The sequence below is a fragment of the Geofilum rhodophaeum genome (assembly GCF_002210225.1).
Lineage (GTDB): Bacteria > Bacteroidota > Bacteroidia > Bacteroidales > Marinilabiliaceae > Geofilum > Geofilum rhodophaeum.
In genome coordinates this window covers 33,470-48,670 of sequence record NZ_MWUJ01000009.1, presented here as the reverse complement: position 1 = coordinate 48,670, position 15,201 = coordinate 33,470, and the positions used below count along the sequence as shown (strand labels likewise).

The 15,201-nt window shown below is 49.3% G+C and carries 13 protein-coding genes; 9 read left to right on the top strand and 4 right to left on the bottom strand.

The genetic code is table 11. The features are described 5' to 3' along the window. Window positions 1-50 precede the first annotated feature (50 nt). On the bottom strand, window positions 51-482 hold the full coding sequence (locus B4W65_RS09770) for a hypothetical protein (RefSeq protein ID WP_088654973.1): 432 nt from the start codon (window positions 480-482) through the stop codon (window positions 51-53). Window positions 483-734: 252 nt separating this feature from the next. Here B4W65_RS09770 and clpB point away from each other — a divergent pair, with 252 nt between their 5' ends. Further along, window positions 735-3,308: an ATP-dependent chaperone ClpB gene (gene clpB / locus B4W65_RS09765; RefSeq protein ID WP_088654972.1), complete on the top strand. Its 2,574-nt coding sequence runs from the start codon at window positions 735-737 to the stop codon at window positions 3,306-3,308. An 18-nt stretch (window positions 3,309-3,326) separates the two neighbouring features. Here clpB and B4W65_RS09760 read toward each other — a convergent pair whose 3' ends face one another. After that, complete coding sequence (locus tag B4W65_RS09760; RefSeq protein ID WP_088654971.1) at window positions 3,327-3,638, bottom strand: STAS domain-containing protein; 312 nt, start codon at window positions 3,636-3,638, stop codon at window positions 3,327-3,329. A gap of 5 nt (window positions 3,639-3,643) precedes the next feature. Next, window positions 3,644-4,120 carry an Hpt domain-containing protein gene (locus B4W65_RS09755; RefSeq protein WP_088654970.1) on the bottom strand — a complete coding sequence of 159 codons (477 nt, stop codon included), beginning with the start codon at window positions 4,118-4,120 and terminating at the stop codon, window positions 3,644-3,646. Between the two features lie 172 nt (window positions 4,121-4,292). Here B4W65_RS09755 and gcvT point away from each other — a divergent pair, with 172 nt between their 5' ends. The 8 genes from gcvT to B4W65_RS09715 all read left to right on the top strand — a co-directional run bounded on the left by gcvT (window position 4,293) and on the right by B4W65_RS09715 (window position 12,273). Next, the gene (gene gcvT / locus B4W65_RS09750) at window positions 4,293-5,375 is read left to right on the top strand and encodes a glycine cleavage system aminomethyltransferase GcvT (protein WP_088654969.1); all 1,083 of its coding nucleotides are present in this window, start codon (window positions 4,293-4,295) and stop codon (window positions 5,373-5,375) included. A gap of 160 nt (window positions 5,376-5,535) precedes the next feature. After that, window positions 5,536-6,606 (top strand): 3-phosphoserine/phosphohydroxythreonine transaminase, encoded by a 1,071-nt coding sequence (gene serC, locus B4W65_RS09745; RefSeq protein WP_088654968.1) that lies wholly within the window; start codon window positions 5,536-5,538, stop codon window positions 6,604-6,606. 104 nt (window positions 6,607-6,710) lie between these two features. Next, entirely contained in the window at window positions 6,711-7,634 is a 924-nt protein-coding gene (locus B4W65_RS09740) for a 3-phosphoglycerate dehydrogenase (RefSeq protein WP_088654967.1), read from the top strand. Window positions 7,635-7,706: 72 nt separating this feature from the next. Further along, window positions 7,707-8,954 carry a DUF1015 domain-containing protein gene (locus B4W65_RS09735; RefSeq protein ID WP_088654966.1) on the top strand — a complete coding sequence of 416 codons (1,248 nt, stop codon included), beginning with the start codon at window positions 7,707-7,709 and terminating at the stop codon, window positions 8,952-8,954. 14 nt (window positions 8,955-8,968) lie between these two features. Then, a complete protein-coding gene (locus B4W65_RS09730; protein WP_088654965.1) occupies window positions 8,969-9,643 on the top strand; it encodes a YggS family pyridoxal phosphate-dependent enzyme in 675 nt (224 codons plus the stop codon). Window positions 9,644-9,693: 50 nt separating this feature from the next. Then, complete coding sequence (locus B4W65_RS09725) at window positions 9,694-10,680, top strand: dihydroorotate dehydrogenase-like protein (RefSeq protein WP_088654964.1); 987 nt, start codon at window positions 9,694-9,696, stop codon at window positions 10,678-10,680. A 182-nt stretch (window positions 10,681-10,862) separates the two neighbouring features. Further along, entirely contained in the window at window positions 10,863-11,789 is a 927-nt protein-coding gene (locus B4W65_RS09720; RefSeq protein ID WP_088654963.1) for a hypothetical protein, read from the top strand. A gap of 28 nt (window positions 11,790-11,817) precedes the next feature. Continuing rightward, complete coding sequence (locus tag B4W65_RS09715; protein WP_088654962.1) at window positions 11,818-12,273, top strand: hypothetical protein; 456 nt, start codon at window positions 11,818-11,820, stop codon at window positions 12,271-12,273. Between the two features lie 21 nt (window positions 12,274-12,294). Here B4W65_RS09715 and uvrA read toward each other — a convergent pair whose 3' ends face one another. After that, on the bottom strand, window positions 12,295-15,105 hold the full coding sequence (gene uvrA, locus B4W65_RS09710; protein ID WP_088654961.1) for an excinuclease ABC subunit UvrA: 2,811 nt from the start codon (window positions 15,103-15,105) through the stop codon (window positions 12,295-12,297). Window positions 15,106-15,201 lie beyond the last annotated feature (96 nt).

Below are 15,201 nucleotides of genomic sequence, written 5' to 3'. Positions count from 1 at the left end.
CAGATTAGGTGGGAGGATTGCCGGCCTAAGAGGGTGCCGGTGACCCTGGTTCAATTCTGGTCGCTGTGTTTAAAGCCGATTAAGAGCATAGCCACACCCGATTCACTAACTTCGTTGTTTAACCGAGCTTCTATAATACACTCCATCGAGCCTTCCATTTTAAAATCCCACGACGGAGAAAAGCTGTGGTCGGCACTGGTGTACAGTAGGTTGCGATTGGTGTCGTAAAGGGAGAATTCTACGGCTTGGGCCTCGGGGGTGCACAATACAACCCGGTAAATATTGCCGTCGAAAAGTGTTGTGCGGAATTCAGCCACTTCCTCGCCGGTCAGGAAGGCCTTCAGTGTTTGGTTGCTGGTAATGAAGGGGCTCTCCATTTCAGCCTGGCAGTCTTTGGCCATCTGGTCTATTTGAGCGTTAAGGCCTCCGGCCAGTAAAAGCGCCATACTGAAAAGGGCAGCCGGAAAGAAGTATTTCTTCATTTGGTGAATGTTTTATTTACGAGATGCACACCAAAGTTATTTAATTACTTTAACATTATAAACAGGCAGCAGCTGTTTTTATGAATTATCTTGCTAAAAACAGGGTTTAAGGTAGAAAAAGTGTCGTTTGTTGTGCCTGTAAACTGACTTGTTGTCATGTTTCTCAAGGGGTTGTGTGACAAACTGGCTGAATTGTTCTTCTGGCAATGGTTTTGCCGGCAAAATAGAACAAATCAATAAAAAAGGAAAAAGATGAATTTGAATCAAATGACCATCAAAGCCCAGGAAGCGGTACAGCAAGCCTTTCAAATGGCTGCCGGGTACAATCACCAGGGCATAGAGAGCGGACACTTGCTCAAGGCACTGCTGCAAACAGAGGAAGGATTGATTCACTTTCTTTTCAGCAAGCTGGGCCTGGGCAATGTGCAGCCGATATTGGATAAAATAGTGGAGTCCTACCCTAAAGTGAGCGGTGGGGAGCCTTATCTGGCCCGCAGCGCCAACGAGGCCCTGCAAAATGCCATGAATAAAGCAAAGGAGCTGGGCGACAGTTTTGCTTCCATTGAGCACCTGCTGATGGGAATATTGGCAGGCAAAGATGCTGTAGCCAAAATGCTGAAGGATGCAGGTGCCACCGAACAGACCCTTTTGCAAGCCGTAAAAGAACTGCGCAAAGGGAGTAAAGTCGACAGTCCCACCGCCGAAGACAGCTACAATGCGCTGAACCGTTACGCCATCAACCTGAACGATCGGGCCCGCTCGGGTAAGTTGGATCCGGTAATTGGCCGCGACGAAGAAATTCGGCGCATCCTGCAAATATTATCGCGACGGACCAAAAACAACCCCATTCTTATCGGCGAGCCCGGGGTGGGGAAAACAGCCATTGCAGAGGGACTGGCACACCGGATCATCAATGGAGATGTGCCTGAGAATCTGAAAAGCAAGCAGATCTTTTCGCTGGATATGGGCGCACTGGTGGCCGGGGCCAAATACAAGGGCGAATTTGAAGAGCGCCTAAAAGCGGTGGTTAAGGAGGTGATAGGCAGTGAGGGCGAGATCGTCCTATTTATCGATGAGATTCACACCCTGGTTGGCGCCGGAAAGAGCGAGGGCGCTATGGATGCCGCCAACATCCTTAAACCTGCATTGGCACGAGGCGAATTACGCGCCATTGGTGCCACAACACTCAATGAATATCAAAAGTATTTTGAAAAGGACAAGGCCCTGGAGCGTCGTTTCCAGATCGTCATGGTTGACGAACCCGACGTGCTTTCCTCGGTATCCATACTGCGTGGTTTAAAAGAGCGCTATGAAGCGCACCACAAGGTGCGCATTCGTGACGAGGCTATAATTGCTGCCGTAGAGTTGTCGAAACGTTACATCTCAGACCGTTTTCTGCCCGATAAGGCCATCGACCTGGTGGATGAGGCCGCCTCGCGGCTTCGCCTCGAAATGAATTCGGTGCCTGAGGAAATTGACGATCTGGAACGTCGCATCAAGCAGCTTGAAATAGAGCGGGAAGCCATTAAGCGCGAAGGGGACAAAGTCAAACTGGATTTGCTCTCCCGAGAAACAGAGGAGTTGAAGCAGCAGCGTTCGGTACTTCGCTCGAAATGGGAAGAGGAGCGCAGCATCATTGAGGGCATTCAGCAACAAAAGGCCGCCATCGACAACTATAAGTTCGAAGCCGAAAAGGCGGAACGGGAAGGCATGTACGATAAGGTGGCCGAACTGCGCTACGGAAAAATCAAAAAGGCAGAGATGGAGATTGAACGTCTGAAACAAAGTTTGGAGCAAAAACAGTCGGACCAGCCCATGATTAAAGAAGAAGTGGATGCAGAAGACGTGGCGCAGGTGGTGAGTAAGTGGACCGGCATACCGGTTAGTCGCATGTTGCGCAGCGAACGACAAAAACTGCTGAGTATAGAGGAGGAATTGCACCGCAGGGTGGTGGGGCAGGAAGAGGCCATTGCTGCAGTGGCCAATGCCGTGCGACGCAGCAGGGCCGGCCTGCAGGATGCACAACGCCCCATCGGCTCCTTCATCTTTTTAGGCACTACCGGGGTTGGAAAGACCGAATTGGCCAAAGCCCTGGCCGGCTTCTTGTTCGACGACGACAACCTGATGACCCGTATAGATATGTCGGAATACCAGGAGCGGCATTCGGTATCGCGTCTGGTGGGTGCCCCTCCCGGTTATGTGGGCTACGATGAAGGGGGACAGTTGACCGAAGCGGTAAGGCGCAAGCCCTATTCTGTGGTATTGCTCGACGAAATTGAAAAGGCCCATCCCGATGTTTTCAACATCTTGTTGCAAGTACTCGACGACGGTCGGCTGACCGACAATAAGGGAAGGGTGGTCGATTTTAAAAACACCATCGTTATTATGACCTCGAACCTGGGCTCCGATATTCTGCAGCAGAGTCTCGATTCCAACACGGAGCATGCTGTGGACGAAACAGCCCGCCAAAAGGTGATGGAGCTGTTGAAACGAACCATTCGGCCCGAGTTTCTAAACCGCGTTGACGAAATAATCATGTTTACGCCCCTGGGTAAAGCCGAAATTCGTGAGGTGGTACGACTGCAGGTCAAGCGCATTGTTAAAATGCTGGAAGAGCAAGGCCTGGTGCTTGAATTTAGTGAAGCAGCCATTGATTGGCTGGCAACTGCGGGTTTTGATCCGCATTATGGGGCACGCCCCATAAAAAGAGCGATTCAACGTTTTGTGCTGAACCGCTTGTCACAGTTGATTTTAGCTGAAGAAGTACAAAAGGAACGCCCGGTAAGTATAGATGCCGGGGAAGAAGGCTTGACTTTCCGGAATTAATTCCGGAAAGTCATCTTCTTAATCACCGATTTCAAATACTTTGTCGAGCTTCATCAGGGTCAGGAGTCCCATCACCTCCTTATTAAGGCCAGCGAGGCAAAAAGAGCCGTTGTTTTCGCGGGCGGTTTTTAGCGCAGAAATGAGTACCCCTATACCGGTGCTGTCGATGTACTTAATGTTTTCTAAATTGAGGGTCAGTTGATAATGGCACTCTTTAAGCTGTCGGTTGAGTTGTTCCTTCACTCCGGGAGCCACAGTAGCATTCAGGCGATCCGTCCCCTCAATCGAACTCACATTTTTGTTTTCCTGATTCGTAATAGTTTTCAACATAGCCTTTAGTTTTCTAGAACGTGCTTTAATTCGCCACAGGCATTGGCACAGGCGTTTGTAAATTTATCAATAATATTTTTCATGCTTTCCCTACTGGTATTTGCTTGGAGCCATTCTTGTTTTTCCATAGGGTAGGAGCGCAGACTGTGTTTTAAGTTGTCCAGTTCCTCCGCTTCCCGCGCTGTGTTGGTCTGCTGCTGCACTAAAGCCTCCACGCGTAAGGTTTTAGCCATCAATTCCAGGTTTTTCAGATCGATGTTTCCCAGGTCATTCATACCCATTGAAAGAACGGAGGATTTGGCTTTGTGCGCCAGTCCCGCCAATACCCGCCAATCTTCCTTTTCAAAGGCGGCCTGCATTCCTTCGGTAAACTCCGGAATCTGATCCAGGAAAATAAGAATTAATTCTTTTATAATGTCTTGATCCCCATCAGCTATACTTTCCAGATAGCTGAGATTGATTTCTTTGAAACTGGTTGACATACTTTTGGCTTTTGGTAGGTACAAAGCTAATATATTCTGCGGTCATTATGAAGATTCATCCGCTTTGAACCATTCAAATATAGCAAAAAACGTAAAAATTGTTAAAGCATTGCGTAAATTTACCGCCAGAACAACAACTTTTTTCGGACTACTTAACAAAACTTCTTTCGTTATGCAGAAAACACCTCTTTACGATAGGCATTTGGCCCTGGGGGCCAAAATAGTTCCCTTTGCCGGTTTTGCTATGCCGGTTGAATACAGTGGAATACAACAAGAGCATAGGGCTGTGCGCGAAGCGGCCGGTATTTTTGATGTGTCGCACATGGGCGAGTTTTGGGTAAAGGGCCCGCATGCCCAGGCCCTCCTGCAAAAAGTCTGTAGTACCGACGTGGCCCGCCTGCCTATAGGCAAGGCCCAGTATTGTTATTTTCCCAACGGTAAGGGAGGGGTCGTCGACGATTTGCTGGTTTATGCCTACGAGGCCCAAAAATATCTCCTGGTTGTTAATGCCGGCAACATTCAAAAGGACTGGGACTGGCTGCAGGCCAACAATAACATGGGAGCCGAACTCGAAAACGCCAGCAAGCACATGGCGCTTTTGGCCTTACAAGGACCGTGTGCCCGACAAATATTGCAAGCCCTTACTTCGGTAAATTTGGACGACTTGCCTGCCTTTTCCTTTGTTGTAGCGCAGGTGGGCGATTTGGCTCAAGTCATTGTTTCGCACACCGGTTATACCGGCGCAGGAGGCTATGAGTTGTATGTTGCTGCTGAAGAGGCAGCGGTGCTTTGGGACTTGCTGTTGCAAAAGGGCGCGGAAAAAGGTTTGGTACCCTGCGGTTTGGGCGCCCGCGACACCCTGCGTCTGGAGATGGGCTACTGTCTGTATGGCAACGACATTGATGAGCAGACTTCCCCCATTGCTGCGGGCCTGGGATGGGTAACCCATTTGACAGCGGGGCGGGAATTTATAGACCGCCCGCTTCTGGAGCGACAAATGAAGGAGGGTGTTGCCGAGCGACTCAAAGGGATTGTACTTTTGGAGCGGGGCATTCCCCGAAGTGGTTACCTCCTTGTTAACGAAGCCGGGGAGGAGGTAGGCCGCGTAACCTCCGGCAGCCAGTCGCCCGTTTTGAACCAAGGCATCGGTCTGGCCTACGTCACTAAGCCCTATTGGAAGACCGGAAGCCGTCTTTTTGTGCGCATACGAAATAAAGACATTGCAGCAGAAATACGAAAGCCTCCATTTGTATAGGGCTTTTTAGTTAATTTAACTTTTTGCTCTCTTTAAAAGGTTATTTATGTCATTTTGCAATCATAGATATCTATTTTTCTTTTAATTTTGTAGCGCAAAACAAACACTGGTATCCGGATTTTCCATATCAGGACGACAACCTTAAACATTTTATACTCTCATGAAGAAGCACAATTTCTCTGCCGGGCCATCTATCCTTCCCGAGTTTACCATCAAGAACACCGCTGAAGCTGTACTGAATTTTGCAGGTACTGGTTTATCCGTAATGGAAGTATCGCACCGCGATAAAGAGTTTATCGCCGTAATGGATCAGGCCACAGCCCTATTTAAAGAGCTGTTGGATATCCCCTCGGGTTATCAGGTTGTCTTTTTGGGAGGCGGCGCCAGTATCCATTTTTGCATGATTCCCTACAACCTGTTGAACAAGAAAGCGGCTTATCTGAACACCGGAACCTGGGCTTCCAAGGCCATAAAGGAAGCTAAGTTTTTTGGTGACGTTGTGGAAGTAGCTTCCTCTAAGGACGAAAATTACTGTTACATCCCCAAAAATTTTGAGGTTCCTGCCGATGCCGATTATCTGCACATCACCACCAATAATACCATTTTTGGTACCGAAATCCGTAAGGATCTGGATGTAAATATTCCCTTAGTGGCCGATATGTCTTCCGACATATTCTCTCGTCCCGTAGATGTATCGAAGTACGGCATCATATATGGAGGTGCTCAGAAGAACCTGGCACCATCTGGTGTAGGCTTTGCCGTTATAAAGGAAGAGCTTCTTGGTAAAGTGGATCGTCCGATCCCCACCATGTTGAACTATAAAACCCATATCGACAACGGTTCCATGTTCAATACGCCGCCCGTATTGCCTGTTTTCTCGGCCCTTCAAACCCTGCTTTGGTTGAAGGAGCAAGGTGGTTTGGGTGAAATGGAGAAGCGCAACATTCGAAAAGCGACGATGCTTTACAACGAAATTGAGCGCAATAAGCTTTTTAAATCGACCGTTAAGCACGAGGAAGATCGTTCCATTATGAATGTATGCTTTGTAATGAATGAGGAGTATAAGGACTTGGAAACCGAATTCCGTGAGTTCTCTGCTTCCAGAGGTATGGTAGGCATCAAGGGGCACCGCTCTGTGGGTGGATTCAGAGCCTCCATCTACAATGCCATGCCCGAAGAAAGTGTTAAAGCCCTCATTGATGTGATGCAAGAATTTGAGAAAAAGCATTAAAGATGTATCTTTGAAGGATTAAAAGGGAGAGCGTGGGGCAGATTCACAACCTCCCTTTTCTTTTTGTACAACGTTTTTTATAGCAAACACCAAAATATACTGTGATGAAGAAAGTTTTGATAGCCACCGAGAAGCCCTTTTCTCAGGTAGCTGTGGATGAAATCAGAATTATTGTTGAGGAAGCCGGTTACGAATTGGCTTTGCTTGAGAAATACAAGAGTGAGGGTGAACTGCTGGAGGCTGTTGCCGATGCAGACGCGCTCATTGTACGCTCCGACAAAGTAACGGCTAAGGTGCTCGAGGCTGCTAAGAATCTGAAGATTGTTGTTCGTGCCGGAGCCGGTTACGACAATTTGGATTTGGATGCCTGTAACGCCAAAGACGTTGTGGCTATGAACACCCCCGGTCAAAACGCCAACGCTGTGGCCGAGTTGGTTTTTGGTATGATGATTTATGGTATCCGTAAGCAGTTCAGCGGGGCTTCGGGCAGTGAGCTGCGCGGCAAGTCCCTGGGTATTCATGCCTACGGCAACGTGGGGTATTATGTAGGAAAAATTGCCGAAGGTTTTGGCATGAAGGTGTATGCTTACGACCCCTATGTAGGTTCTGATCGTATGCAGTCACATGGCGTTGAGCCTATGAACAGTGTAGAAGAACTCTACCGCACCTGCGAGTTTGTTTCGCTGCACATTCCTGCCAACGACATTACCCGGGATTCCATTAATAAATCACTTCTTTCCATGATGCCCCAGGGGGCCGTTCTTATCAACACCGCCCGCAAGGAGGTTATTCATGAGACCGAGCTGCTGGAGTTGATGGGTGAGCGTGAGGATTTTATGTACCTGAGTGATATTGCCCCTTCTAATGCCGCAGAATTTCAAGAGAAATTTCCCGGTCGCGTCTTCTTTACCCCCAAGAAAATGGGTGCCCAGACCGAAGAGGCCAACATCAACGCCGGAATGGCAGCTGCTCGTCAGATTGTGAGCTACTTCCTGACCGGAGAAGAAACCCACCGTGTAAATCGCTAGATTTACCAAGGCGGATGTGGCTCCCCCCACATCCGTCTTTCCTTATCCAATTATCCCCAAAAAACCAAGCCCATGGCTGTTGTTAAACCATTTAGGGGACTGCGTCCCCCCGCGCATTTGGCATCTGTACTATCGTGTTTGCCTTACGATGTAATGAACAGTGAAGAAGCTGCTCAAATGGCTGCCGGAAAACCCGAATCGCTGCTCCACATTACGCGGGCTGAAATCGATTGTGCCCCGGGCACCGACCTGCATTCTGAAAAAGTTTACCAACAGTCCCTTGCCAATTTTAAAGCCTTTCAAGAAAAAGCTTGGTTGCAAAAGGATGAGGAAGCCTGCTTTTACGTGTATGCCCAGACCATGGATGGTCGCACGCAATACGGATTGGTGGCACGTGCCGCCTGTGAAGATTACTTCAACGGGGTAATAAAAAAACATGAGCTTACGCGCCCCGATAAGGAGGAGGACCGCATGGTACATATTCGTACCAACAATGCCAACCTCGAACCGGTTTTCTTCAGTTATAAAGCCGTACCCGAAATAGACGCCCTGGTGGCGGCTGTGGTTCAGGGAAAGGCCGAATACGATTTTACCAGCGACGAGGGTTTTCGGCACCAGTTTTGGGTGGTGTGGGATCGCGAAGTAAATCATCAGCTCGAACAATTGTTTGCCCAAAAAGTGCCCTGCACCTATGTGGCCGACGGGCATCACCGCACAGCAGCAGCAGCCCGTATAGGTGCAGAACGACGGGCCGCCAATCCTCACCACACCGGCGAGGAGGCTTACAACTATTTTATGGCCGTTCATTTTCCCGATCAGCAATTGGCCATTATCGATTACAATCGTTTGATAAAAGACCTCAACGAGCTGAGTGAATCGGATTTCATTATTGCCCTGGGACGCAGTTTTGAGGTCTACCCGATGGGAAACACGCCCTTTAAACCCAGAGCTTTACACGAGTTTGGTCTGTATTTGGGGCACAAGTGGTACCGTTTGGTGGCCCGAAAAGGAACCTACAACGATAACGATCCTATTGGTGCACTGGATGTTACCATCTTGTCGAAGCAGGTACTCGAGCGCATTTTGGATATTCAAGATCAGCGCACCTCTCAACGCATCGATTTTGTGGGAGGTATACGTGGACTCGAAGCCTTGCAGCAGAGAGTCGATTCCGGCGAAATGAAAGCCGCCTTTGCCCTTTACCCTGTATCTATGGATCAGCTGATTCGCATTGCCGATACCGGCAATATTATGCCGCCCAAAACCACCTGGTTCGAACCCAAGTTGCGTTCGGGGTTGGTGATACATGAACTGGAGTAAAGAAAGATAAAACTATGGTGTTGAAGGAGCGATTAGCAGCCCTTAAAAAGCGAATTCCCCCGCAAACCCGTTTAATTGCCGTTAGTAAAACCCATCCTGCTTCCAGCATTCTGGAAGCTTATGAATGCGGGCAGCGCGTGTTTGGGGAGAATAAAGTTCAGGAGCTTTGTGCCAAAGAGGAAGAGCTGCCCAAAGATATTGAGTGGCACATGATTGGTCACCTCCAGAGCAATAAAGTTAAGTACATTGCCCCATTTGTGGCCTTAATACACGGCGTTGACTCTTTTAAGTTGTTGAGAACCATCGATAAAGAGGGGCGAAAAAACAAGCGTGTTATTCCCTGTCTGCTGCAGGTGCACATTGCCGAAGAAAGCACCAAGTTTGGGTTTTCACCCGAAGAACTACGGGAAATGTTGGCTGCGGGTGCCTGGCGGGAGTTGGAATTTGTAGAACTGAGGGGCCTCATGGGCATGGGCACCTTCACCGAGGAAAAAGCCCAGGTTCAGCGCGAATTTCACAGCCTTAAAGTTTTGTTTGACGAGGTAAGGATGCAGTACTTTGCTGACCGTGCTGCATTTAAGGAACTCAGTATGGGTATGTCCGATGATTTTGAACTGGCCATTGCCGAGGGAAGTACTTTGGTGCGCGTAGGCAGCGCTCTATTTGGGGCGCGGGATTACAATTTGTAATTTGTATATTTGTCTGAACTTATAGTGACACCACACATAAAACCGAGGATATGACAAAGATGGAAACCACTTACCTGGGGTTAAAGTTAAAGAACCCTATTGTAGTAGGGAGTTCGGGACTTACCAACAGCGTAGAGAAGATCAGGAAGGTTCATCAGGCCGGCGCCGGTGCTGTGATTTTGAAATCCCTGTTCGAAGAGCAAATCAGTCACGACACCGAGCGCGCCATATATCAGGGTTCCGGGATGGATTATCCCGAGGCATTGGATTATATTAAAGGCTATTCGCGCAGCAATTCGGTCGGCGAGTATCTGCAATTGGTGAAGGATGCCAAAGCCGCAGTAGACATCCCCGTTATTGCCAGCATCAACTGTTACTCAGGAGAGGAGTGGATCGAATTTGCCCGTCAGGTACAGGATGCCGGAGCAGACGCCCTTGAACTCAACGTGTTTGCGGTGAATACCGATAAAAACAGTGAAGCCGGCGACTATGAAGAACTTTACCTGAAAGTAGCCCGGGAAGTCAGCAAAGTAGTAACTGTTCCCGTCGTTATCAAGCTGGGCCAGTACTTCAGCAACCTGGTTGCCGTGGTCAATAAACTCTCGGTCAGTGGCGCCAGGGGCGTCACGCTGTTTAACCGGTACTACGAGCCCGATATCGACATCAACAGCCTCAGCTTTACCTCGTCCGAAGTTTTCAGTCAGTCCGCCGATTTGCGTCAGTCGCTGCGTTGGGTCGCTATTGTCAGCGACAAAGTCCACAACATTGAAATTGCTGCTTCCACCGGCGTACATAACGGGGATGCGGTAATTAAGCAAATACTGGCCGGAGCACAAGTGGTACAAGTCTGTTCTGCCATTTACAAACAGGGGCCAGAAGTCATCACCAGCATGCTCCAAAAGCTGGAAAGCTGGATGCAGTCGAAGGATTTTGAAAATGTGGAACAATTCCGAGGCTTAATGAGTTACGGAAAAATTAAAAACCCTGCTGTATACGAAAGAGCCCAGTTTATGCGCTATTTCTCTAAATTTGAATAAGATAAAAACCGGCCCTGGCCGGTTTTTTTGGTTTAGGGCCATCCGAGTAGGTATCTCCACAGTCCGATACTTGACCTTTAGCACATTTTTTCTCAAATTTGTACATCCCTTGAAAGAAATTCAAAATATATGGCTACTTTTGATCTGACTGCCTTAGGCATAATGCAAACAACCAAAAAAACATGAAACACTTCAGCCTTAAAGTCACCCTTTTGCTTGCGCTTCCCCTTATGCTGTTTTCCTATGGCTGCAGCCAGTGTCAGCGTGAAAACGCCGAGAATGAAACAGCCCGTGACATTATGCAATCGGTAACCATTGATGAGCAATTATTGGCCGATTTCAATAAATCCAAACTGATATTTTATTCTTTGCCCTCGCCGCTGGAAACGGCGATGCTTATCAAGCGGGCAGGCGCCGCCTTTAATCCCGATTTGCTCAATGATGTCGATGCCGCGTCGCGCTACGACACCAATGCGCGTATGGCCCTTAATTTGGGCATATATAGCGCCGACATGAGTTATTCCAGTCTTTTTGACCAGACCCAGAGCACCCTCAATTTTATGGGGGCTGCCCGTCAACTGGCCGAGCGTTTGGGCGTCATGGAAGCCATTGATGAAGGCACCATTCGTCGCCTCGAAGAAAACATGAACAACAGGGAGGTGGTGATGGACATTATTTCCGAAACCTTTATGAATTCCAATGCCTACCTCACCGAGCAGGATAGGCCCGCCATTGCCGTAATGGTATTGTTGGGCGGCTGGGTAGAAGGTCTTTATTTGGCCACGCAGCTCACGGAAGGCGAACTGGAAGGCAACCCTGAGCTGATCGATCGTATTGTTTATCAGAAGCTCTCCTTGCTGACCCTGATTAATCTGATGGAGACACACAGCAGTAACGAAGATGTGGCGCGACTTCTGGTGGATATGCAAGCGCTTATGGCTATTTACGATGAAGTAAAAATCATCACCACAGCCGATGTAGAAGCAGAAACCCGCCCCGAAGAAAGAATGACCATTTTACGCTCGCAAGCCGAAACCTTCATCAGTCAGGAAACACTTAATAAGTTGGTCAGTCACGTAGCTGCGCTCAGAGCCGGTTTCGTTTCCTGAAGGTTGCACCATACCGATGCAAGGAAAAATGCTGAAAACCCGTTCAATAATTTCTTTACTGCTCCTCCTGCTTATAGCGGGATTTGGCTTGCAGGCGCAATCGCCTTGTCATTCTTTTGCCCGCAACATAGCCAAACCGCTTTTAGAGGATTTTATACACGACGGCAACTACAACGCCACTTATCTGGAAGAAGGAGAGAGTGCTGAGTTATACAAAACCTTTTATGAGGGACAGTCCTACCGCCTGGTAGTTGCTGTAGTAGATCAGCTGCCCAGTGCCCGGGTACGCCTGCTCGACAGTAAGCGCAATGTAGTCTTCGACAACGCCAATTACGAAATGGCGCCCGTGTGGGATTTTGTGGCAGAGAGTACCGGTACCATGATTGTTCAGATAAAATTGCCTGAGCCGGCCGACGAAGCCAACATTGTAGGCGGTTGTATCGCCATATTATTTGGGGTGGAAAACACGGGGCGCCGTCGCTGATCCCCGTATTTTAGCCAGAAATTATTTTCCTTTTAAATAAGGCGCCAGGTATTGCCCCGTATAAGAGGCCGGTATTTTTATGAGCGCTTCAGGCGTCCCTTCAAATACCAGATGGCCCCCTTCTTTACCGCCTTCGGGCCCCAGGTCAATCAGATAGTCGGCCGATTTGATCACCTCCATATTGTGTTCAACCACCACCACCGAATGTCCTTTCTCAATAAGGGCATAAAAGGCTTTCAACAATTTGGCAATATCATGGAAATGAAGACCAGTGGTTGGTTCATCAAAAATGAATAAGGTCGGCGCTGTTTTTTCCAGGGCCAGGAAAGAAGCGAGCTTAACCCTTTGACTTTCCCCGCCACTTAAAGTGCTCGAAGCCTGTCCCATTTTCACATAGCCCAGTCCCACCTCTGCCAGCGGTTGCAACCGATTAACCAGTCGACGCGCAGTAGCCCCCGCACTTTCAGAGAAAAAGGCAATGGCTTCCTCTATGGTCATATTCAGTATGTCGCTTACATCACAGCCACGGTGTTTGATTTCCAACACCTCCTCCTTAAAACGCTTTCCCTTACAACTTTCGCAGGTCAGCACCAGGTCGGCCATAAATTGCATTTCCACCTTTATACTGCCTTCGCCCTGGCACTCTTCACAACGTCCGCCTTCCACATTAAAGGAGAAGTGGGCAGGTTTCAGGCCCTCTGCCTTCGCCTGCTTTTCGTCCGACATCAATTTACGCACCTCGTCCCAGGCCTTTAAGTAAGTCGCCGGATTGGAGCGTGAAGATTTGCCTATGGGATTCTGGTCGATAAACTCCACCTCACTTATGGCCGCTACATCGCCCTTAAGCAAATCAAAATCCCCTGTTTTATCGGCAAAGCCCCCCTTCAATTTCTTGAGGGCAGGGTAGAGGATCTTCTTGACCAGGGAGGATTTTCCCGAACCACTGACTCCCGTGATGACCGTAAGGACATTCAGTGGAACGTTTACATTGATGTTCTTTAAGTTGTTTTCGCGTGCACCCAATATTTTTATGGAGGAAGAGAAGGAGCGGCGTGAGGCGGGAACGGGAAGCTTACGTGTGCCTGTAAGGTATTGGGTGGTGAGACTCTCAGGTACCGAGGCCAGGTTGGCAAAAGGACCCTGAAAAACCACTTCGCCACCGTGTTGACCGGCAGCGGGACCAATATCAATCAAATCGTCGCAGGCGCGTATGATGTCCTCGTCGTGCTCCACCACCACCACTGTATTGCCAAGTTGTTGCAGACGGCGCAGCACCTCAATAAGTAAATGGGTATCGCGGGAGTGCAGACCAATACTTGGTTCGTCGAGGATGTAGAGCGAGCCAACAAGACTGCTGCCCAGGGAGGTGGCCAGATTGATGCGCTGGCTCTCTCCTCCTGAAAGTGTCGAACTCAGGCGGTTTAGGGTCAGGTAACCCAGGCCCACCTTCACCAGAAAGTCCAGGCGGTTGTTTATCTCGGTCAACAAGCGACGTGCCACCTCCTGATCGTGCTGTTCGGGCTTAAAAGCTGCAAAAAATTGCTGCAGTTCGTCCACCGGCAAGGTTACCAGTTCGTGAATGCTGCGACCGTTTACTTTTACCCAGCCCGCTTCTTTGCGCAGGCGGGTGCCCATACAATCGGGACAGGTCGTTTTTCCCCGGTAACGGGCCAGCATTACCCGGTTCTGTATCTTGTAGAGCTTTTGCTCCAGGTGCTCAAAAAAAGCATCCAGTCCATGAAAATAGCTGTTGCCCGTCCACAATAAACGACGCTGCTCCGGGGTCAATTCGTAGTAGGGGACATGTACCGGAAAATCGAACTTGTGCGCATTGCGCACCAGTTGGTTCTTCCATTCGCTCAGCTTATCTCCCCGCCAGCAGGCCACCGCATCCTCGTAAATCGACCGGTTTTTGTCCGGAATAACCAGATCCTCGTCAATACCAATAACGCTCCCGAAACCTTCGCAACGGGGACAGGCGCCCAGAGGACTGTTGAAAGCAAAAAGGTGTTCGTTGGGTTCCTCAAAGGTAATGCCATCGGCCTCAAAGCGGTTGGAGAAGCGCCGGGCCTCCGGCGCTTCTTTGCCGTAGGTCTTTATGATACATTCGCCCCGGCCTTCGTAAAATGCCGTTTGTACCGAATCGGCCATCCTCGAAAGGGTATCGCTGTCCCCGGCATTCACTGCCAGTCGGTCAATCAGCAAAAGAATTTCCGCACAGCGGGCCCCCTCAGCAGCCAGATAATCTTCTATGGCTACAAATTCATTGTTTTGTTCTATGCGACTGAAACCTTGTTTGGCCAGCAAGGCCAAATGCTCTTCGCACGATCTCCCCTCAGGAGGTAATACCGGCGCCAGAATGGCCAGACGGGTTCCTTCTTCCAGGTGCTCCATGTACCTGACCACATCCATAACCTGATGGCGGCGCACTTCCTTACCCGAAACGGGGGAAATGGTACGACCAATCCGGGCGAAGAGCAATTTTAGGTAATCGTATATTTCGGTGGAGGTGCCCACCGTAGAGCGGGGGTTGCGCGTATTTACTTTTTGCTCAATGGCAATGGCCGGGGGAATGCCCTTAATGTAGTCGACCTCCGGTTTGTCGATGCGCCCCAAAAATTGTCGGGCGTAAGCACTCAGGCTCTCCACGTAGCGGCGCTGTCCTTCGGCGTACAAGGTATCGAAGGCCAGGGAGCTTTTGCCCGAGCCCGAAACACCGGTGATGACCACGAAGCGGTTGCGTGGGATATCGAGGGAAATATTTTTAAGGTTGTGTACACGGGCTCCCTTTATCAGGATGTGGGTATGTGCGTTGGCCTTGGTAAGCGTCATAGTGTAGGATGCTTCAAATGATTTTGTGCAAAGATACCAAACAAAATCCATTTGTGAACGCCTCGTCGTTTACTGCAAAAAGTATTATTGTGAGGT